Source organism: Chloroflexota bacterium (genome assembly GCA_014360905.1).
GTDB lineage: Bacteria > Chloroflexota > Anaerolineae > UBA2200 > UBA2200 > JACIWX01.
Genome location: JACIWW010000006.1, coordinates 14,788 through 36,428, shown reverse-complemented (window position 1 = coordinate 36,428; position 21,641 = coordinate 14,788). Strand labels below are relative to the sequence as shown.

17 protein-coding genes, 1 tRNA gene and 1 other RNA gene are annotated in these 21,641 nt (G+C 53.8%); 11 read left to right on the top strand and 8 right to left on the bottom strand.

Going from position 1 to position 21,641, the window contains the following annotated elements:
* Positions 1 to 99 precede the first annotated feature (99 nt).
* The 9 genes from glpK to H5T67_04150 all read left to right on the top strand — a co-directional run bounded on the left by glpK (position 100) and on the right by H5T67_04150 (position 11,249).
* Positions 100 to 1,617, top strand: a complete 1,518-nt coding sequence (gene glpK, locus H5T67_04190) for a glycerol kinase GlpK (GenBank protein MBC7244518.1) — start codon at positions 100 to 102, stop codon at positions 1,615 to 1,617.
* 32 nt (positions 1,618 to 1,649) lie between these two features.
* Positions 1,650 to 3,116: an NAD(P)/FAD-dependent oxidoreductase gene (locus H5T67_04185; protein MBC7244517.1), complete on the top strand. Its 1,467-nt coding sequence runs from the start codon at positions 1,650 to 1,652 to the stop codon at positions 3,114 to 3,116.
* Positions 3,117 to 3,131: 15 nt separating this feature from the next.
* Positions 3,132 to 4,400 (top strand): FAD-dependent oxidoreductase, encoded by a 1,269-nt coding sequence (locus tag H5T67_04180; protein MBC7244516.1) that lies wholly within the window; start codon positions 3,132 to 3,134, stop codon positions 4,398 to 4,400.
* Positions 4,401 to 4,435: 35 nt separating this feature from the next.
* A complete protein-coding gene (locus H5T67_04175) occupies positions 4,436 to 4,768 on the top strand; it encodes a DUF1667 domain-containing protein (protein ID MBC7244515.1) in 333 nt (110 codons plus the stop codon).
* Between the two features lie 4 nt (positions 4,769 to 4,772).
* On the top strand, positions 4,773 to 5,840 hold the full coding sequence (locus H5T67_04170) for a ketopantoate reductase family protein (protein MBC7244514.1): 1,068 nt from the start codon (positions 4,773 to 4,775) through the stop codon (positions 5,838 to 5,840).
* 38 nt (positions 5,841 to 5,878) lie between these two features.
* Entirely contained in the window at positions 5,879 to 6,400 is a 522-nt protein-coding gene (locus H5T67_04165) for a hypothetical protein (GenBank protein ID MBC7244513.1), read from the top strand.
* A gap of 116 nt (positions 6,401 to 6,516) precedes the next feature.
* Positions 6,517 to 9,021 (top strand): ATP-dependent Clp protease ATP-binding subunit, encoded by a 2,505-nt coding sequence (locus H5T67_04160; protein ID MBC7244512.1) that lies wholly within the window; start codon positions 6,517 to 6,519, stop codon positions 9,019 to 9,021.
* 11 nt (positions 9,022 to 9,032) lie between these two features.
* The gene (radA, locus tag H5T67_04155) at positions 9,033 to 10,394 is read left to right on the top strand and encodes a DNA repair protein RadA (protein MBC7244511.1); all 1,362 of its coding nucleotides are present in this window, start codon (positions 9,033 to 9,035) and stop codon (positions 10,392 to 10,394) included.
* Between the two features lie 33 nt (positions 10,395 to 10,427).
* Positions 10,428 to 11,249, top strand: coding sequence for a hypothetical protein (locus tag H5T67_04150; protein ID MBC7244510.1), 822 nt, complete (start codon positions 10,428 to 10,430; stop codon positions 11,247 to 11,249).
* 41 nt (positions 11,250 to 11,290) lie between these two features.
* Here the strand turns inward: H5T67_04150 and H5T67_04145 are convergent, their stop codons facing one another.
* The 8 genes from H5T67_04145 to H5T67_04110 form a co-directional block, all read right to left on the bottom strand.
* The gene (locus H5T67_04145; protein MBC7244509.1) at positions 11,291 to 12,352 is read right to left on the bottom strand and encodes a radical SAM protein; all 1,062 of its coding nucleotides are present in this window, start codon (positions 12,350 to 12,352) and stop codon (positions 11,291 to 11,293) included.
* Between the two features lie 2 nt (positions 12,353 to 12,354).
* On the bottom strand, positions 12,355 to 12,729 hold the full coding sequence (locus tag H5T67_04140; GenBank protein MBC7244508.1) for a metallopeptidase family protein: 375 nt from the start codon (positions 12,727 to 12,729) through the stop codon (positions 12,355 to 12,357).
* A gap of 72 nt (positions 12,730 to 12,801) precedes the next feature.
* Complete coding sequence (locus H5T67_04135) at positions 12,802 to 14,424, bottom strand: LysM peptidoglycan-binding domain-containing protein (GenBank protein MBC7244507.1); 1,623 nt, start codon at positions 14,422 to 14,424, stop codon at positions 12,802 to 12,804.
* Between the two features lie 50 nt (positions 14,425 to 14,474).
* Positions 14,475 to 16,109: an ATP-binding protein gene (locus tag H5T67_04130; protein MBC7244506.1), complete on the bottom strand. Its 1,635-nt coding sequence runs from the start codon at positions 16,107 to 16,109 to the stop codon at positions 14,475 to 14,477.
* A 2-nt stretch (positions 16,110 to 16,111) separates the two neighbouring features.
* The gene (locus H5T67_04125) at positions 16,112 to 16,798 is read right to left on the bottom strand and encodes a hypothetical protein (protein MBC7244505.1); all 687 of its coding nucleotides are present in this window, start codon (positions 16,796 to 16,798) and stop codon (positions 16,112 to 16,114) included.
* Positions 16,795 to 17,976, bottom strand: coding sequence for a DNA double-strand break repair nuclease NurA (locus tag H5T67_04120; GenBank protein MBC7244504.1), 1,182 nt, complete (start codon positions 17,974 to 17,976; stop codon positions 16,795 to 16,797). The genes H5T67_04125 and H5T67_04120 overlap by 4 nt, the downstream gene beginning before the upstream one ends.
* 14 nt (positions 17,977 to 17,990) lie before the next feature.
* Positions 17,991 to 19,889 carry a selenocysteine-specific translation elongation factor gene (gene selB, locus H5T67_04115; GenBank protein MBC7244503.1) on the bottom strand — a complete coding sequence of 633 codons (1,899 nt, stop codon included), beginning with the start codon at positions 19,887 to 19,889 and terminating at the stop codon, positions 17,991 to 17,993.
* Complete coding sequence (locus H5T67_04110) at positions 19,889 to 21,040, bottom strand: hypothetical protein (GenBank protein MBC7244502.1); 1,152 nt, start codon at positions 21,038 to 21,040, stop codon at positions 19,889 to 19,891. Before H5T67_04110 ends, selB begins: the two co-directional genes overlap by 1 nt.
* 147 nt (positions 21,041 to 21,187) lie before the next feature.
* On the opposite strand from H5T67_04110, the gene H5T67_04105 reads away from it, so the two are divergent.
* Both H5T67_04105 and ffs read left to right on the top strand, forming a co-directional pair.
* Positions 21,188 to 21,273 (top strand) — tRNA-Ser (locus H5T67_04105).
* A gap of 51 nt (positions 21,274 to 21,324) precedes the next feature.
* Positions 21,325 to 21,587, top strand: an RNA gene (gene ffs, locus H5T67_04100) — signal recognition particle sRNA large type.
* Positions 21,588 to 21,641: the final 54 nt, after the last annotated feature.

Sequence of the window (21,641 nt, the reverse complement as noted above, 5' to 3'; positions counted from 1 at the left end):
AACACGCAGGCTCCAATCACCGTCTGTTTGTTTGACCAGCGACCTGAAATGCGATAGTATGCTGCCATAATTCACTGTAGCAAGGGAGGCACATACAGAATGACAACCGCCTATGCTGCTGCCATTGACCAAGGGACGACCGGCACACGCTTCATGATCTTCGACCACACAGGTCAGGTGGTTGCCTCAGCGTACCAGGAACATCAACAAATCTATCCCAAACCCGGCTGGGTAGAGCACGATCCTAAGGAAATCTGGAGTGTCACCTGCCAGGTTATCCGGCGAGCCTTCGATGAAAGTGGTATCAACCCACAGCAGGTGCTTGGCATTGGCATCACCAATCAACGGGAGACGACCATTGTCTGGGACCGAACCACTGGCCAACCGCTATGCAATGCCATTGTTTGGCAATGCACACGCACTCGAGATATCTGCCAGAGCCTTATCCAGCAGGATCTTGAGCCCCTTGTCCGAGAGCGGACTGGCCTAGTTATCGCCACCTATTTCTCCGGCCCCAAGATCAAATGGATTCTGGACAATGTACCTGGTGTGCGCGAGAAAGCGAAACTAGGGCAAGCGCTCTTTGGCAATGTAGATACCTGGCTGATCTGGAACCTCACGGGGGGCGTGAATGGCGGAGTACACGTCACTGACTATAGCAATGCCTCTCGTACGATGCTGATGAACTTACACACGCTGGATTGGGACGACGAAATCCTTGCGGCGCTTGACATCCCCAGAACAATGCTCCCCACTATTCGCCCATCCAGCGACCGCGAGTTCTACGGCTACACGGAGACCAAAGGGCCGGTGCCAGCGCGCATACCCGTGTGTGGCGATCTCGGTGACCAGCAGGCAGCTCTCGTAGGACAGACCTGCTTCGCACCTGGTGAGGCTAAGAATACGTATGGCACTGGTTGTTTTATGCTGCTGAACATCGGCGAGCAGATTGTGCTTTCCAAAAGCGGGCTCCTCACCACTGTAGCCTATGGTTTTGAATCAGGGCACTGCGTCTATGCATTGGAGGGCTCCATCGCCATCACTGGAGCAGCCGTGCAATGGTTGCGTGACAACCTGGGCCTGATCAAGAGTGCAGCTGAGACGGAAGAGATTGCGCGCTCGGTAGAAGATGCTGGTGGCATTTACTTTGTGCCAGCATTCTCCGGTTTATTTGCTCCCTATTGGGACATGGATGCACGAGGAGCGATCTTAGGCATTACCCGCTATGTGACCAAGGCACACCTCGTACGTGCTACACTGGAAGCTATTTGCTACCAGACGCGCGAGGTATTGGAAGCCATGCATGCCGATGCGGGGTTGAGGTTGCAGTCGTTGAAGGTGGACGGTGGTGCGGTCGTCAATGATTTTCTGATGCAGTTGCAGTCCGATATCCTAGGAGTTCAGGTCGTGCGGCCTACAGTCCGGGAGACAACGGCGTTGGGGGCAGCGTACGCGGCGGGTTTAGCTTCAGGCCTGTGGAAGAGCATCGAGGAACTGCGTGAGAACTGGGCGGTTGATCGCGTTTTCATTCCTCAGTGGGATGAAGAAAAACGCGAAGCTGGCTACCGTGGCTGGCGCAAGGCAGTGCAGAGAGCTATGCACTGGGTGGAGAAGTAATCGGCAGAGGAAGCAGATTCGAGCAGTGGAATATGAATGCTTGGTATGACATCATCATCGTAGGCGGCGGAGTAGTAGGTTGTTTCATCGCCCGCGCGCTTTCCCGCTATAAGCTGCGTGTGCTCCTTTTGGAGCGTGAGTCCGATGTTTGTTCGGGCGCTTCCAAAGCCAATACGGCCATTGTCCATGCTGGCTACGACGCCAAGCCGGGCACGCTCAAAGCCTCGCTCAATGTGGCGGGCAATCGCGTGTATGACCAGATTTGTGCAGATTTGGATGTGCCTTTTCAACGTTGTGGCACCTATGTCGTGGCTTTGGATGAAGAGGATTTGCGCACCCTCGATGATTTGTATCAGCGCGGCGTACAGAATGGCGTGACAGGCATGCGCGTGATCTCTGGAGAAGAGATGCGGCGCATTGAACCATTGGTCAATCCTGAAGTGCGTGGAGCATTGTATGCTGCCACCGGTGGTATTGTGGATCCCTTTCTGCTGACCATTGCCGCGGCGGAAAACGCAGTGGTCAATGGCGTGCACCTGCTTCTGGAGACCGAAGTCACGGATTTCATCCGACAGAATGGCAGGCTAGCTGGGGTCAGAACAAGCCACGGCCAGTTTTTGAGTCGTTTTGTGATCAACGCTGCCGGTTTGTATGCTGATCAACTAATGGCCAAGGCTGGTCTGCACGGATTTTCCATCACACCACGCAAGGGCGAGTATTGCGTTTTTGACCGCGAGAAGAGTCGGGTACGTGCTGTGCTTTTCCCCTGCCCTACGCCGATTAGCAAAGGCATTCTGGTGACACCCACGACACACGGCAACACCATGATTGGCCCAAATGCAGTGGATATCCAGGACAAGAGCGATCTTTCAGTAACTCCGCAGGGTCTGGAAGAGGTTTTCTCGGGGGCGCAGCGACTGGTGCCTACACTGGAGCGGCGCGATGTTATCGCTGTTTTTGCGGGTCTGCGCGCCAGCGGCAGTACAGGCGATTTCTTGATCGAAGCCCCTGTACAGGCTCCTGGTTTGATCAACGTAGCGGGGATTGAATCCCCGGGTTTAACTGCGGCGCCAGCCATTGCAGAGTTTGTCCTTGATCTGCTGCGCGAGTGCGGGCTAGAATTGCGGGAAAAACCTGACTACAATCCCATTCGCCGTTCTCCACCGCGCTTTCACGAACTATCGCATCGGGAACAAGCCTTGCTGATTGCTCGGGATGCGCGCTATGGGCGTATTGTGTGCCGTTGCGAGATGGTGACCGAGGGCGAGATTGTCGCGGCGATTCATGCCCCTGTCCCGGCACGCACATATGACGCGCTCAAGAGACGGACGCGTCTAGGAGCCGGGCGATGTCAGGGAGGATTTGATACCCCTCGCGTGATTCATATCCTGAGCCGCGAGCTAGGCCTCCCACTAACTGCCATCACGAAGAAGGGGCCAGGTTCCGAGTTCGTTGTGCGCGAGACAAAGGACAGGAATGATACCAAGACAAAGGTGTAGCTAGCGTTGAAGACCTTGCATTATGATGTTGTAGTGATAGGAGGAGGTCCAGGAGGGCTTGCTGCAGCTATTGCCGCCCGTGAGCGCGGCGCGGAGCACGTCTGTATTGTCGAGCGCGCGGAGGAGTTGGGAGGCATTTTGCAGCAGTGCATCCACAATGGATTTGGTCTGGAAGTGCTTGGATCTGACCTGCCAGGCCCCGCTTATGCACAACACTTTATCAATCGCGTTTACCAAACTGGGGTGCAGGCATTGTTGGATACCATGGTACTAGAAGTTACTTCCCAGCGGAGTATTTATGCTACCAATTCGCGGGATGGCATTGTAGAGATCAAAGCTGGCGCCATTGTTTTTGGCATGGGCTGTCGCGAGCGAACGCGAGGAGCATTGGCTATCCCAGGCACTCGTCCAGCGGGAGTGTACACTGCTGGAACGGCGCAGCGCTTGGTCAACATCGAGGGTTACATGCCGGGACGGCGCTTTGTGATCCTAGGGTCTGGCGATATTGGCATGATCATGGCACGCCGCTTGACCTTAGAAGGGGCTAAAGTGGAACGAGTGTTGGAGATCATGCCGTATCTTTCTGGACTGAAGCGCAATTACGTACAATGCCTACAGGATTTTGGCATCCCGTTGCAGTTGAGCCACACCGTGCGCGAAATAAAGGGAGACAGGCGTGTGGAAGCAGTTGTATCTGTGGCTGTGGATGAGCAGTGGCGCCCCATTCCGGGAAGCGAAGAGATAATCCCTTGCGACACCTTGCTGCTTTCTGTTGGACTTATCCCGGAAAATGAGCTATCGCGTCGGGTTGGCGTGCAGATTGACCCTGTCACTGGTGGGCCAATCGTAGATGAGGGGATGGGCACTTCTTTGCCCGGCTTTTTCGCTGCGGGGAACGTTGTGCATGTCTACGATCTGGTAGACTGGGTGACGATGGCTGGGGAAGTTGCTGGACGCAGCGCTGCCGAATACGCACTTGGGTTGGCTCCTGCTGCGGTGCGTCGCTTGCGTGTTGTAGCAGGAGATAATGTGCGCTATGTAGTGCCCCAATTACTCGATCCCGAGAGTCTGACTCTTGGTCCACAGCGATTGCAGTTGCGTGTGCGTGAGCCTATCGAAGAGAAAGTAAATGTGATCCTCGAGGCAGATGGGACGGATATCTGGCGCAAGACAGAGCGCTATGTGCGGCCAGGCGAGATGGTCACGGTGCAGTTGATACCTGACCTCTATGACCGACTCAAGCTCGCCACTATCTTGAGGGTGGGGGTGAGGAAGCGAAAGTGAAGAACAAAACTATCCTGACATGCATCACCTGCCCCATGGGTTGTCGCCTGGATGTCACCGTAGAAGAGGGCAAGGTGGTATCCGTAGAGGGACAAGCCTGCAAGCGTGGTCTGACCTATGCGCAGGATGAGATCACCGATCCCAGACGCACGGTCACAACTACAGTACGCGTGGTAAACGGTCTCCATCCTCTGCTGCCAGTTTATACTGAGCGGCCTTTCCCTAAGAATCAGATTTTCCCTCTGTTGGAAGAGTTGCAGCAGGTTACGGTGGCAGCGCCTGTACGTGCTGGTCAGGTGATTCAGCCCAACGCTTTGGGGACTGGGATCAATGTACTTGCCAGCAGGGATATGCCACAGAGGGGGTAGCCTCGTGCGCGTCCTGGTTTTCGGGGCTGGAGCCATTGGTTCGCTGCTTGGTCATCGCCTTGCAAGCGCGGGACACGAAGTGATATTAGTTGGTCGTCCCAGTTACGTGCATGCTGTGCAGGAACACGGTTTGATTCTAGAGCGGGCCAAGGCTCCAGGTAGCCATGCCGTATACCCCAGCACTGTCGCAAACATCTCGGACATTCCTGTTAGCCAGCGTCACTGGGATATGATTCTGCTGACAGTGAAGGCGTATGATACGCGGGAAGCTGCTTTGACGCTTGCCCCGTATGCTTCAAACGATATACCACTTCTCATCGTGCAAAATGGTGTGGGCGGCGAAGAATTAGCCCAGCGGGTATGGAAACAAGCAGCGATCATCTCTGGGGTGCTCACTCTCTCCGTGTCGGTGCTAGCCCCTGGCCGCATCCGTCTGGAAACCACTCGTGGCGGTTTGAACCTGGCCCCGACCAGAGGAGACATGGATGTGGATAGGTGGGCCAGGCTCTTCTCCACGGCAGGGCTGAAGACCGCCACATACCATGACTACCGCGCCATGAAATGGTCTAAGTTGCTGCTCAATATACAAGCCAATGCTATCCCGGCCATCTTGGACATGACACCGGCGGCTGTCTTCGCCCATGCGGCGCTGTTTGCCATTGAGCGCTCTGCCTTTTTGGAGGCTCTGGCAGTAATGCAGGCTATGCGTCTCAGCGTGGTCAGCTTCCCTGGCTATCCGGTTCCTCTACTGGTGTGGGCAATGCAGGCGATGCCTGCCTCGTTGTTGCGCCCACTGCTCATGCGCTTGGTTGCTACGGGGCGGGGAGACAAGAGGCCATCGCTTTATATGGATTTGGCAAGCGGACGGCAGCGTTCTGAAGTACTCTATTTGAATGGAGCGGTGGCTGCTCATGCCGAACGTCTGGGACTGGATGTGCCAGTCAACCGTACCTTGTGTGATGTACTGACTGGCATAGTTACAGGCAGAATACCATGGGATGACTTCCGTGGCCAACCTCAGAGGCTGGTCGCGAAGATACAACACACAAGCCCATATAGTTTTGCACCCTAAATTGTGTATGGATTCCGATCTCCGGAGGGGTGGATAGCATGCAAGGACTGCAAATATGGAATGACCAAGTCTTGCTCCGCATCGCTCGCGATGCACGACTATCCTTTCGTTTGACGGGGGAGGAAAAGTTCTACGGCGATTTTGAATTTAAAGAGGGCAGTATCGAGGCAGAAGGTGGAGCACCAATTAGCGGGGTGCTCTATTATGCCGTGCCCTGCGTTTTTGAGAGCCTGGTCGTGCAGTTGGAAGGCATTGCCACTCCCGCTATGTACCAGGCAGTTGGTGCTTGGCCTGCAGATATCGATGATGAGTACCTGGAAGCTTATCCTCATTTGCATTTCCTGGAAGAGCGCAAAACGGGCACACCATGGCGCTTGGAACGCTGGTACACTCTTGCCGGACCTTACCTGGTTTTTGACAGCCAGCAATACTTCGAGCGCACCCATCCAGAGCAGTGTGGCAAAAATTGGGAGCGCCTGATCGTGCAATTGCGTCAGGTGGTGGATTTGCCTACTTGGGCCCATAACATAGATCAGATTGCCATCAATTTGATTTCTTAGGACTATTCTGATATAATTTAGGGTGCAAGCAGTTCATAAGAAAAGGCTGCTTGCAGTGGGTTAAGGGGCAAAACCGCGACAGAGCGTGATATTCCACGCTAGCAGGATTATTTGATATGTCAGATAAGCTGGAACGGTTTACAAAAAGAGCGCGCCAGGCGTTAGGGTTCTCCCAAGAGGAGGCACTGCGTCTAGGTCATCGCTATATCGGCACTGAGCACCTGCTATTGGGGCTCCTTCGTGAGCAGCAAGGAATAGCAGCCAAGGTCCTCATGCGAATGGGAGTCACTCTGGAGCGCGCACGTCAATTGGTTATGGAAATGCTTGGCAGTGAGGAGCGCTCCATGAGCACTTCCATTCAATTAGCCCCTGCTGCTAAGCGTGTGTTGGAGCTAGCCATGGACGAAGCCCGGCGCCTGGGGCACGGGTATATCGGGACAGAGCATTTGCTGTTAGGGCTTGTGCGGGAGAACCGGGTCATCAGTGCTGGGATACTGGAAGTCCTGGGACTTGACCTCGAGGAGGTGCGCAGGGAGACCTTTCGCGAGATGCAAGCGAGCCAGTACCAACCGGCTCCAGCGAAAGAAAGCCCAAAGTCTCAATCCGTGTTGGAGCAAGTAGGTACAGACCTGACGGAAGCAGCCCGGCAAGGGAAACTAGACCCCGTCATTGGCCGTGAAAAGGAAATCGAACGAGTCATTCAGATTCTCTCGCGGCGCACCAAAAACAATCCCGCCCTCATTGGCGAGCCTGGTGTTGGAAAGACCGCTATTGTCGAAGCCCTCGCACAGCGCATCGTGAACGGCGAGGTTCCGGAGCGCCTGGCGGATAAGCATTTGATCATGCTCGACGTGGGATCCCTTGTGGCCGGTACGATGTACCGAGGGCAATTCGAAGAGCGCATGAAGCGCGTAATTGATGAAATTCGCAAAAGCAGAAGCATCCTGTTCATTGATGAGTTGCACATGATCATCGGAGCAGGAGCAGCAGGCTCCTCAGTTGATGCAGCAAACATCCTCAAGCCGGCCTTGGCTCGCGGCGAGTTGCAGTGCATTGGCGCAACCACCATGGACGAGTATCGCAAGTACATCGAGGGTGATCCCGCCTTGGAGCGTCGTTTCCAGCCGGTGCTTGTCGAAGAACCAACGGTGGAAGAGACGATCGAGATTCTACGTGGCATCCGCTCGAGGTACGAAGAATATCATCGCCTCACGATTACCGACAATGCTATTCTGGCAGCAGCGAATTTGGCCGCTCGCTATGTGCCAGACCGTTACTTGCCAGACAAGGCGATTGATTTGATCGACGAGGCGGCTTCGCGCGTGCGCACTTTCAAGGCGTTTCAACCCGCTGCTGTGAAAACCGCTCTATTGCGGTTGCAAGAGGTGCAGAGGGAAAAGGACAAAGCGTTAGAGGAGCGCAGGTACGAGGACGCATTTCAACTGCGCGAGCGGGAACGAGAGTTGCGCGGGAGCGTGGAACAACTGCAACTGGGTTTGCAAGGCACGGATGAGCCTGAAGGCCTCAAAGTCACCGAGGATGACATAGCTGAGATTGTCTCGATGTGGACTGGCGTGCCTGTGACCCAGCTTGCCCAAGAGGAGACCCAACGCCTGCTCAACATGGAGGAAGCGCTGCACCGGCGGATCGTGGGGCAAGATGAAGCCATTACAGCTATAGCCAAGGCAGTGAGACGAGCACGGGCAGGTTTGAAGGATCCAAAGCGACCCATTGGTTCTTTCTTGTTCCTGGGGCCAACTGGTGTCGGCAAGACGGAACTAGCCAAGGCTCTGGCAGAATTCATGTTCGGCAGCGAAGAGGCACTCCTGCAGCTCGATATGTCCGAATTTATGGAACGCCACACGGTTTCACGCCTGGTGGGAGCGCCACCAGGGTACGTTGGCTATGAGGAAGCAGGGCAATTGACCGAAGCAGTACGACGCCGACCTTATTGCGTGATCTGTTTCGATGAGATCGAAAAGGCGCACGAGGAGGCTTTCAATATCCTGCTGCAGATCATGGAAGACGGACATCTATCGGATGCGAGAGGTCGTCAGGTAGATTTTCGCAATGCCATCATCATCATGACCTCGAACATCGGTGTGGAGCTGCTGACCCGAGAGACAACCATAGGCTTTGCAGTTGCCAGGGATGACGCCAAGAAAGCACAAGAGAACTACGATAAGATGAAGGAAAAGCTGCTTGGCGAGCTGAAACGCACTTTCCGCCCCGAATTTCTAAACCGTGTGGATAGCATCGTTGTCTTCCATGCTTTGACGGAAGAGCAAATTCGGCAAATCGTGGATATTCAGGTAGCCGAAGTGGCAAAGCGCCTGAAAGAGCACAACCTCCGATTAGAGTTGACTCCAGCGGCAAGGGACTTGCTAGCGATAGAGGGGTATAATCCGCAGTATGGTGCGCGTCCATTGCGCCGTGCGATACAACAATTGCTTGAGGATCCACTGTGTGAGGGATTGCTCTCCGGTCAGTTCAAAGCAGGCGATACCATCCTGATTGACCGCGAGGGCAACAAGCTCCATTTGTGTGCCCAAAAGCCAGCCGAGGTAGAGGAAAGCCCTCTGCAAACAGCATCGCCTGACGATACTGACCAGACCGTCTAGAAAGAGTCTGCGTGCCCAAGACACGAACCCAATTTGTTTGTCAACAATGCGGTTATACCGCGCCGCGATGGTCAGGGAGATGCCCTGAGTGTGGTCAGTGGAATACGCTCGTAGAGACGATCGAGGAGCGTCCCGGCCCAGGTGTAGCGCGGGCAGTCACGCGCACTGTTCCCCAGCCGATTACTGCCATTTCTGCTGACGGTTTTGCCCGTATTCCGGTACCCATAGACGAATTCAATCGTGCCATCGGTGGAGGCATTGTGCCGGGGTCTGTGGTGCTCATCGGTGGTGATCCAGGCATTGGCAAATCTACCCTGCTTCTACAGCTTTCTGCTTTGTTAGCTTCAGAGGGGAAAACTACGCTGTACATTTCCGGTGAGGAGTCTGTGCAGCAGATTAAAATGCGTGCCGACAGATTGAACATTTCGGTAGAGCAATTGTATGTCCTATCGGAGACTAACCTCAATCATATCTTGAGCCAGATTGAGCAATTGGAACCACAATTGGTTGTGGTGGATTCGATACAATCCGTTTATCTGGAGGAACTGGAATCATCTGCAGGAAGCATCGGGCAGGTTAGAGAGTGTGCCGCTGCTTTGCTACGCCTGGCTAAATCGCGCAACATACCCATGTTCATCGTGGGACATGTAACAAAAGAAGGGGCGATAGCAGGACCGCGTGTGCTCGAACACATGGTGGATACGGTGCTCTATCTCGAGGGCGACAGGTTCTATGCTTATCGGCTTTTGCGTAGTGTCAAGAACCGCTTTGGTTCCACCAACGAGGTCGGGGTTTTTGAGATGCAAGAGCAGGGATTAGTCGAGATTACCAATCCATCCCAGGCTTTCTTATCAGAGAGGTTAGCTTCTTCCCCCGGCTCAGTTGTAGCCGTGACAATGGAAGGTACCCGGCCATTGTTAGTGGAGGTTCAGGCGCTGACAACCACGACTAGTTTCGGACTGCCCCGCCGCACTGCCAACGGCATTGACTTCAATCGCATGCTCCTCCTCACCGCTGTGCTGAGCAAGCGGGTGGGACTCAAGCTGGCTTCGCAAGACATCTTTGTCAACGTTGTGGGTGGGCTGCGCATTAGCGAACCAGCCGCAGACCTGGCGGTAGCTGGAGCAATTGCCTCTAGTTACCGCAACATCCCCATTCCGGACGATTGCGTGATGCTGGGTGAAGTTGGACTTTCGGGAGAACTGCGTTCCGTTAGCCACGCAGAGAAACGGCTGAACGAAGCAGCGAAGTTGGGTTTCAAGCGTTGCATTGTGCCGCGTTTTCTGCGCCTAGGGAAGGCCGAGGCAATTGGAATAGAGCTATTGCGTGCACGCTCCATTGGGGAAGCCTTGGATATTGCCCTGCAGCCATAGGCTGGCCTTGGATTGCAAACTGAGGCCGTTCCGATGCATAACAAAGTAGGTGCAGTTGTCATTCTGATTGCCATCGGATTGCTTAGTTCTTGCGCATTGACTTGGCCATCCCGCGATGTCTTCTGGCATGGTATCATCTTTACCTTGTCCGGCAGGAGGCTGCTCGGGCTTGTCTTGCTCGGGTTGGCCTGTGCCGGTACGGACTTTATCGTTCATGAGCATCCCAGAGTTCCCTCTCAACAACAAAACCCAACCAGTTGCAGTACAGAAGCACAGTATCCATTTTTGCATTGGATTTTGCCTGCTGCACTGACCACGGCAGTTTGGGGGCTGCTTGCTCGACCTGGACCCTTGGAAGCAAAAGCGATAGGCATCGCAATCACAAGTGCAGCGCTGGCGCTGCTGCTGTATGCAGAATATTATGCAGTGAACTCTACAAGATATTGGGGTGCATTAGCCCAATTCGCTCTACAACTCGCCACCTATCTGCTAGCTGCGCTAGTGTACTTCACGATTCATGAGTGCATCTCTGTGGCTCGCATTGCAGCAGATACGGTGGCGGTGGCCAGCGCACTCTTGAGTCTTCGGCTCCTGGGCGATGAGCATCTTCCTTCTTTCTCACGCGTCTCGCTCTGTACCTTGGGCGTGGGATCTCTGCTTGGCATAATCTCTTGGTGGCTGCTTCCTCGCGTTGCATCTCCACTATTGTATTCCTTCTCGTTGATCATCTTCCTGTATGGGCTGACCGGGATAGCAAGGCAGTTCTTGCGGGGCAAATTTAGCAGAGAAATTTCTTTAGAGTATCTGCTTGTCAGCGTACTAGCGCTGTTGATGCTTTTCCTGTACTCACGGTAAGCGCGAGATCTGCTATGACTTAGAGACGAAGCGAACCGTTTTCAATAAGCGCGCGACAGCAGATGACGATTGCCAATGCGCACATTGCGCAAGCCTGCTTCCTGTGCAGCAGCAAGTGCTTCTTCAGCATGCCGCACTGATGTCGTAGGTAGGTCGTGAAGGTAAAAATGGGGGTGAAATCCCAGCAATGCGTAGGGAATGGAAGGATTCAACGAAGCGATGAACCTTGCCAAGTGCTGCACTTCCTCTACATCGACATAGCCAGGTACAAGGAGCGTACTAGCGATCAGCAGCGGGGGATCGGGGCGCTGGTCTATGTGGGTGGCCACCATAGCAAAGTTCTGCAGAGTTCGCTCGTTGCTTGTTCCTGTCAGAGCACGATGAAGGTGATCATTCCATGCTTTTAGATCAAACTTGATACAGCCACCGCTGTGCAACGAAAGCTCAACCATCTGCTTGGCCAGAGAGGGATGCATGCTGCCATTTGTCTCCCAACAGATGCGGATGCCCTTGTCCGCTAATAAACGCGAAGTAGCCAGCGCGTGAGACATCTGAGGTGTGGGATCTCCACCGAAGTAGCAGACGCAGAAGGTGCGTTGGTCGGCACATGCGGCCAACTCTGCAGCGCTGAGTCCTCGTCCGTGAGGGGACATCTCTCGATAATGCCAATTCTGACAGAACAGGCAATTGAACGTACATGCACCATAAAATACAGCCAGGTTTTTGTAGCCGTAGCGCGTGTGTCCAGCACAGACCCAGTCGGCCACGCAGTTGGTCGGCAGAGGGTCGAAATACCAATGCAAAAGCCCTTTCGCAGGTGTGCCTGCGTAGTGTCTCAAAATGCCGTGCTCGTTACGACGCAAGCCGCAGTATCCCGTCTCCCCTTCTGCCATACGGCATTGATTACTGCAGATCTGGCAGGATTTGCCCGAAGGGCTATCAGGCGGGGCTTCTGGCAAGTTGAATTCGCACCGCGAACGGTGATGGATTTCCCGGGCTAGTGGCAGTGCTTCGTCAGGATGCTGTCGGATGCAGTCTACACACAAGCCAAGAGATGAAGCGATCAGCAAGGACTGCTGCCCACAGAGTGTACACCGTGCCATGCTCAATACCCTAATTCGCGCAGGCGTGCTTCGCTTATTCCAAAATGATGTGCGATCTCGTGCACTACGGTGCGGCGAACCTGCTCACGCAATGCAACCACTGTAGGACACGCATGGAGCAGTGGTCCCCGGTAAATCACAATGCGGTCTGGCGTTACCAGGTTATAGTGCCTGCCCCGATGGGGAAGGGGGATCCCTTCATAAAGGCCAAACAACTGGCTAGGATGATTTACCCCAGCACGTTTCAATTCGCCAGGGCTGGGCCAGTCGGAGATGGTGATGACCACATTGTCCATGTGTTGCTGGATGTCCTCTGGCAAGTCGGCCAGTGCCTCCTCGACCAGCGCTGCGAATTGAGAAGCTGTCAGTTCAACCATAGTCTATCCATCTCCTACAGCCAGCTACTCCTGCTCACCGTCCGTTAGCCGTAGCCAGCCAGACCCAGCTTCTCATCGCCACCAACGGTAGTCATTGTTCATAGCTGCTCTGAAGTCATCGAGGATTTCGGGGATATGTGCAAAGGACCACTGATCGTGTGCCAGCCAGCGATAGAGAAGCAAGCAGCGAATTTTCTGGTGTGTCAGATCTTGGTTCCATCTGTCGATTTCTGCATAGGCAGCCTGTACCCAGCCGGTGTTGGTGCGCGCCCAGGGGTCGTTTTGATCGGTTTCGGTGATGTACACTGGCAAATGCCTCATGCTGGGCGGGATGGCTTCCATAAACTGACGGTAGGTACGGAATTCGAAGTAACGGTCTTCGAAAGGTGCATTCATCCGGGCATAAGAAGTAATTTTGGTTGGCTCAGGCCCATGGGTGTAAGTATGCAAGGCTATGCCATCGCATTTGTTGCCAACAAAAATCAAGATATCGGCCAGATACTTGATCCAATCGCCACGCTCGTTGCCTGGATACTTGGTCTCGGCATTCCAAGGAGCAACAGCGCCAATCACTACTTGATCATCCTTATGCCCCGGCCGCTTGTGTATCTCCTCATAGCAGCACTTGAAGCAATCTGCATACCTCTGGGGCGTGATCGGTTGGCCTTGTGGACCACCCGGCCATTCGTTGGGATGGTTCATTTCGTTGCCAATGATCCAGATATGGCATCCCTTTGACTGTTCGACAAAGTTGCCACAGCGCACAGCGAATTCCCGGTAGTTTTGTGCGTTGGCATCCCTTTCCGGAATGGTGCCCGGGTAGTTGCTCAGAGAAGGGTTACTATAACCATGATTCAGGCGCACGATCACGCCATAGCCAGCGTTCTGCAGCGCAGAATAATCCTTGCCACTGTAGTCATAGGGATTCCGGCCAATTTCCTCGGTGATCAGTACCCAGCCTTTCTTGCTTTTTGCGGCCATTAGGTGTTCGCCTCCTTGGTCGTGAATGCCAAAGATGTACGGCGATTCGCCAGCCGGCAACAGCCCTACGGTCACTGGCTCTGGAATGATAAGCTGCTGACCAACATGAATGAGAGCGGGATTGGCAATGCCGTTGAAATAGGCAATTACCCAGTATTTGCGTGCATCATTGTAGAAGCGAAAGGCAATTGTACTTAGAGTATCTCCTGCTTTCACCGTATAGCTTGCGGTTTTAGTGGGCCATTTGCCTGTCCATGCGGCGACAAAATCATAGAGCCAAGCGCTCATAGCGGTCGCTTCGAAAGCAGTCCTGGCCTTGAACCGGCGATGAAGCAGCTCATCGATCTCCACGGACACGGCGATCTTGGGCACATTTTCCGGGATCGAAACCCCAGGTACTAAGCCCGATGGCGTTGCCCCCGGCTCGGGTATCCAAAGTTCTTGTCCTTGGAGCAAGTTTATATCAGAGAGGTCATTGAAATAGACGATCGTCCAATATCGCTCGGGATCGTTGTAATATCTCTGAGCAATGCTGGGAAGATCTTCCCCTTCCTGTACAATATGGGGTTGGAAATAATTGCCCCACGTTCCTACCCAGTTGTTGATCAGGCTATTCAGGATGCTGGTCATCGAAGCATTGAAGTAAGCTACACGGGCTTTAAAACGCCGGTGCAGAGGCTCATCCAGATCAAAGGATATCCTTTTTGTAGCCATTGATCCTCCTTCGTAGTGTTTTGGGGAAATAGGTCTTGCTGCTTTTTGATTCACTCCACGCCAAATAAATCCTGGATGCTAATATCTGCTCCCTGCTGAGCCTCCAAACGCGTACCCATTGCTTTATAAAATGCTTCATCGTACTGGCGAGTGCGCAATGCGATGGGCATGGGCACAGCATGTCCCATGATGAGGATTTCCTGGCGCGTATCCAAGCTTTCCAAAGCGCCGCGGAGTGCACTGCGATTGCTCACCCCGGTCAGCACCGCGTCAATATCCCGCTCTTCAGTGAGCTTGCCTGTGATGCGCGTACCTAACTGAGACATTACTTCGGGATCAATGCTGCTGGGACGCTGGTCTATTACCAACAGGGTGACATTGTACTTGCGCATCTCACGTGCAATGGTGCCAAAAGTTGTCTGTCGGGCGACGGCTGGGTTGAGGAACTTGTGCGCTTCTTCGATGGTTATCATCAGCGGGCGGGGCTTGTCCGCTTCATTTTTGCTTTCTTCGTAGCGACGTGTTTTCTCTTCATAGCGTTGACGAACGCGTCGCGTTACCAGGTTGGCAACTAGCAGGTAGTCAAGCACGTTGTTGTGCCTGCCAAATTGCAGGATGACGTGCTTGCCCCGGTCGAGCGATTCTACCATGTCATCCAATGCATCAAAGGATGCTTCTTGGACAACGTACTCTTGTCGCTGTAGCCTCTTCAGGTTGCGCTGCAAGCTGCTTGCAGCCCCAGCGTGAGCGCCACTGCTTTTGCACCATTCTTCTAACTCTTCCTGGGTCATCTCGAGGAGTCTGCGCAGCCATTGTTCGCGGAAGCGATCACGCAAGAGTCCAATGGTTGCCTCCGCTGTCTGGCGTAGGTTGAGTTCTTCGCTCAGCAGGATCACATCGGCCTCTTCAATCTGGTTTAGTCCAATTTTGAGTGTGACATCAGCATTGCGCCCCGTGCGACGTCCCAGTTCCTCATCCAGAGAATAGATGAGCACCTGGGGACCAAAAATTTGGCGCAAGCCCTTTACCCAGCGGCCGTCTTCAGTCTGTTTATCAAAGGCGTACTCATCGTGCATGTCAAAGATGAGATTTACCGCTACTTTGCTTTTGATAACGCCGCTGATAACTAGCCGTGCGAGGAAACTTTTCCCTGTGCCCGACTGGCCAAATATGCCATCAGAGCGTTCTACGAAGCGATCCAACTTCAGACAGATGGGGATGTCCATAGTCAGCGGTGTGCCCATGGCAAAGTACTCCCCGCCTTCTTTGCCAAAGACGGTGGCAAAATCCAGATCGGTGGCTTCGCGCAATTCGGCAAAATGCATGGGTATCGTTTTCACCGGCTGCGGTCCGCTGCGCTCTTCCAACAAGGCACGAGGGTCAGATTCGTCTGGTTTCTCGAGCATGAGCATTGGCCTCACCTCGACCGTGGCATAGACACTGGTGCCAGCCAAGGTGCGAGCGATAAACGGGGAGGTGACACGAGGAGGATCGCTCAACAAGCGCGGGTCAGTAGCTTTCAAATGGATGTCCGAGATGAGACTGAAATAGCGATTGCGTTGGCCTTCTACCACGACAAAACTGCCAATGCGCAATTGTTCAGTGGTAATGCCAGGATCTAGGCGCACGGTAAGTCCGCTGCTGAAAGTGCCATCTATAACTACGCCTAGCCTTTTGCTGCTCATGCTTATCCTCCCCGCTCTACAAAAGTGGGAGTCTCACCAGGTCTATGTAGTGAGAGAGCTTCCCCCGGATCAATAGCGTACAAGACCGTTAGCAGTGCTTTGTGATCATCTTTGAGCAAAGTTGCGATCTCTCGAGCTGCTACGTCAAGCCAGGCACGATCGCTTCCGCGTTGCCAATATACTTCGCGCACATGGGCTGCTAACACCTGCAAAGGCGAGACTGGGCCACTGTAGCTGAGGAGTAAACGGAAATAGTGGAGGTGCTCAGTGAAACGCTGCACTTGATCCATTTCCACAGTTTGTACCGAGAAATGCAGAGGTGGCGGCTGAGGCGGCAAATGCTGCCATACTTGCCCGTGCGCAAAGAAGCCTACCAGAACTGTCCCGAACTCGGTGCGCAAGACATGCCTTAACTCTGGGTGTTCCTCGTAAATGGCCTCATCGAATACCTCTTCTGTGCTGCGGCGTACTGCACGGCGACCTGGATCCAATCCAACTGTTTGACCATAAGTAACTACAGCGTAGAGATCCATCGCATTCGCAGGCTCACTGGGCTGTCTGGTTGAGGTTTCTTTATAGCCAGGCAAGGTCACGACGACAAGGCTGCCCAGCGGTGGAGGGCGGTTGAGTTCGAAGCTTTCGGCGATAAAGCCGGTGCTCGTTGTCTCGACAATTTCGCCAATTCTCATACTCCTCGTCTCCTCTTGCTATCATCCTTGGCCGAGCGAGTTACAAGTTGTCCATGGAGTCCCAATGCCCGTTCAACCATTTCCTCTATCAGGCGCCTTTCGGCAGTGGTGATCACAGCCTGCTCATGTGCTTCCAACAATGCTGGAGGATAGGGTGGGAAGCCGGGGCTACGCTGGCACTGGTCATATAAGATGGCATGGAGCAGGTCCAGCAATGCGGCATCGGTGCTTACCCAATGAGGTACCTCGACGCGCACGATTTCTCCTCCCACGTTAAGGTAGAAGAAATCCACCCGATGTTCCCCATATCTTTCCAGTATTTGGGAGGAACTGCCAAACAGTGCAGAGCGCTCTCCTGTGGCTAGAAAGTTAAACAGGTCACGGTCACGAATCTTGGCCAGCGCCAAGCACAGATCGCGTTCGCTGCTGCTACAATGCTCGCATTCATTAGGCCGCTCTTTGCAGATCCACACCCGTAGAGAATTGGCTACATCGCGGCTATCTGTGTAGCTGATGTACCCAGCCAGTGGGATGCCCTCTTCTCGCAAGCAAGCCATCGCGGCTAGAAAACCATGTAGGAGCTTTTCCTGCACTGTCTGGCTCTCGTTTTGCAGTGCCCACAGGATGAGTGGACCATCGCGCAAGGCTGCCGTAGGAAGGGAAGGGGGTGAGTGGATCACCTCCTGCAAGGCGTCCAGGCACTCCAATTCCATGCGTGCATTGAAAAGTGTGCCCTCAATAGGCACATCGCGTTTCTCTGGAAAGAGATAGAGATCCTCATCGAGAAAACAAAACCGGCTATTGGCATCCAGGATAGCATTGGAGTGCTGGCCGTAGGTGAGAAAAGCGTAGCCAATGTTGAGCACGTAGAAGCGAACAGAGCTATGACGATCCGGTGGCATGGAAGAGGCATCAACACCGATCACGGAGAAATTCGTTGGTGTGGGTGGGGCGGGGATAACTTCGGACAAAGACCCATAGGGGATGGCGACCAGCCAGGGGAAGCGATCCTGCTGCCGGCGCTGCCATTCTAGCCTTTGACGCAAAGCATCTGCATTGATGCTGCGCAGATACGCCTGTGCTTGCCTCAAAAATTGGTCCTGGGTGGGCGACTTTGCGACGGTTGCTTGCGCTAGGCTCTCTATTTGTTTGCTGATGAAATCCAGTTTCAGTGGCAATCCGAACTGTCCTTCTAACGCAGGATACGCTCGTCACCAATGCGTTTGGTGATGCGTTTGTCATCCAGGTGCTCCAATAAAGCCTGAGCGTACTTGCGACTGGTTGAGAATATATCACGCACCTGTGCCAGGGTGATACGGCCTTCGCGTTTGAGATGATCAACCACGGTCTGCATCATTGTTTGGTAGGCTTCTGCTGAGAACAATACGGTATCGCTGACCTTAACTAGCTTTCCCTGTTCGATCAAAGCAGCGAGGACCTCTGTTCCCACCAGGGCTTCGCTATCAGCCAGCGATGGAGGCGCATAAGGGCTCTTTGCGAACATCTGAAGCAGCTCATTGATCTTTCGTTGCTGCTCTGGATTGAACACTACTCGATGATCGGACAGAAAGATAGCCGTTTCTTTCTCCCCTATTATCCCTTGCCTTGCCGCTTTGGCCATGATCTCGTTAAAGGCACGGGCCACCTGTAACCGGCTTTTCAATTCCTCGCGTGGCATGCCCGCCCGCAAAGGATAACGCAGGTGATACTCGCGCAGCAATGCGGTCATTCTCTCTAGCAGCGACTTCCAAGCATTTGTTGACATCACGTATTTGGTGCTAGCAGGCACGGAATCAAAGTCCGTAGCAGGATCCAGTAGCACTGCCTGACCGCTTTTCAGTAACGAGCGAAGAGCTTGCGTTGCCTTTTCAGCGCCCAGTGTGCTGCGTGACACGAGAGTGGCTGCCTCACAGGGTTGCTCGCGTTCCATTTCCTGCAACAAGACTTCTTCGGGCGTGCCACGGATCAGTTGTTCCAACCGGTTGATGACCTCGCGCCGAAAGCGACGATGCCGTCGCTGTGGAAACGGATCAACCACAGCGCCGCCACCCAGCGTCAGGCTTGGCGAAGCTTGGCGAATGATGAAGCGGTCGCCTTTTACTACCACCACTGGAGCGGACAAGATGAATTGTACCCAGCTTTCCTCGCCTGGTTCGAGCTCTTTACAATCTAGCAGCCGTACCCGTGCTTGACATTGGGTTGTGCCGGTGAAGAAATCCACCATGGTGTTATGCGCCAATGGACGAGGTGCATTTTTCAGCAAGCGCAGGCGCGCATCCAGCAAGGATGTAGGGCGCAGCCAACCCAGGGTGGTTAGGACATCTCCACGCTGCAATTGGTCTTTGCTGACTCCAGCAAGGTTAACTGCTACACGGCTGGGGGGAATAGCTACTTCTACTTTGGCTTTGTGCGTTTGTAACCCTCGCACGCGTGCTTTGATGTTGCCCGGCAGAATCTCCACCTCTTCTCCACTGTGCAGACGTCCATCAATCAGCGTCCCCGTAACGATGGTACCAAAACCGGCAATGGTGAAGACACGATCAATGGGCAGGCGTGGTCGCCCTGTCTCAGTGCGAGGCGGAGGAGATTGCAACAAGCGATCGAGTTCGTTTAATAACTCGGATATCCCCTGCCCTGTACGTGCGGAAACAGGGATAATCCTAGCATTTTCCAAGACCGAACCAGCTAGTTCCTTGCGTACCTCGTCCTGCACCAATTCCAGCCATTCGGGGTCTTCAACCAGATCGCTCTTGGTCAGTGCTACTACGCCGTCGCAGACCTGCAAAAGATCCAGAATTGCCAGATGCTCGCGGGTTTGCGGCATGACACCTTCATCGGCGGCGACGACGAAAAGGGCAAGGTCAATGCCTCCTACTCCGGCAAGCATGTTCTTGATGAAATCCTCATGTCCTGGAACGTCGACAATGCTCACTTCCTGACCGCTGGGCAATTTTAGCCAAGCAAAGCCTAGATCAATGGTCATTTCGCGCTCTTTTTCCTCTTTTAGGCGGTCGGGGTCAATGCCTGTCAGGGCATGCACCAGAGTGGATTTGCCGTGATCTACATGTCCTGCTGTGCCAATAACGCGCATCAGCCCACCTTTTTCTGCTGCAAGATCTCTAGGAGTTTGACCTGCCCTTGTACATAGTTGGCCATGACCTGCCAAAACTCATCAGTGGAAGCCTTGATATCCTGTTTGTTCTGCTCGAGGCGTTGTTCCAGGTTTTCCAGAATCTTGGTGACTTTTTGTTGCCAGGCTAGCAATTGTTCCAGACGAGCTGTTTGCTCCTCATCTACCTTCATTTGATTGTCTTGCCATTCGCGCAGTTCTGTGCGCTGCCTTTCCGCCTCCAAACGCTGCCGCTCCAGGAGCTCGTTTCCTTGCTGGCGCAGTTGCCTTTCAAGCTCACGCAAATCGTATAAGGTCTTCTTATCACGCTCGAACTCGTCCGTGAATCTGTCCATCTGCTTGGCCCAGCGGTCCAGCAGTATCTTGAAGCCTTGTATTTCTTTGCCTAATTCTTCCATCGTCCTGTCTTGAGCTTGTTGCTTGGCCTGCAAAGCACCTATGTCAGATTGCTCTCTCTTGCTGATTTCCTCGATGGATGATTGTATCTGCTCAATTTTCGCTTCCAAACGCGGTCCTAGGGCATCGAGAGCGGCTTTGAGCGACATGATGCTGGTGCTCAAGCCCTCATAGGTTACTCTCATACTGTTCAGGCCATCCCGCAAAGCTTGTGCATCTTGAGCAAGCAGGGTAATGCGTTGGTCCTGGGCTTCAAAGCGCTTGAGGATATCCTCAAGTTGGGTGAAAGCCCTTGTTATTTCGCTGCGCAGCTTGCTGTCCTCCTCGCGCAGGACAGCCGCCATGTTGTCGAAGGAGCCGATAGCATCCACTCGTTCCTGTAACTGGCGCACAATCTTAGCGATGGTCTCGCTCTCCAACTTATCGGTCCGTGTCCGGGCTTGTTCCCGTGCTTCTTGTTCAGCATCATGCTTGGCTAAAAGCTCAGCAAACTCTGTGCGGATGCTCTGCAGCGAGTCCTTGATTTGTGCCAAAGCGGGAGGCTGACTTTCGATGCGGACCAGCGCTGTTTGCATCTCCTGCAATTGGCGGGCTTGCTCCGTGAGTTGTGCTTTTTGGACATCAATTTGGCTTTGCAGAGCCATTAGCATCGCTTTGTCTTTGCGGCGCTCCTCGTCAAGCCAGGTCAGCAATTGAGTGATTTGGTTAAGATCCAATTTTTCCTCCTGTTCGGCCGTGAGGTGTGATACAACGCGGGAATTTCCCAGCTCTTCTAATAGAGTAGCAATTCTGCCTATATTTTTTATTATACTTTGAAAAGGCATTTTGCACAATCTTTTTTCGAGGCTATAATGTGTTTGTACGGAGAGGTCGCATAGCTTGGTCTAGTGCGCACGATTGGAAATCGTGTAGGCGATGAGCCTCGCGGGTTCAAATCCCGCCCTCTCCGCTGTCGAGGCAGGTTTGACAAAAGGAACAGGACCAGATAAGATAAGGCTGGTCGTGCTAGATGGGGAGCTAGCGGTGCCCTGTACCCGCAAGCCGCTATAGCGGGGTCGAATTCCCTCTCGAGGTGCAGCATGTCAGGACTGCTGCGGCCAAGCGGCGTTGAAGATCGGGTCCTACGCGGCAGAGGCCTGTGAACCCCGCCAGGTCCGGGAGGAAGCAACGGTAAGCAGCCTCCTCTGGGTGCCGTAGGGTAGCCTGATTGGAGCAGGCTGTCCACAGCAAGCTGGTGTGTTGGCATCGACAGAGGGTGCACGACCATTGCAAATGCGGAGGGTGGGCATGTTTCCCGCCCTCTTTCCGTTACTGGGA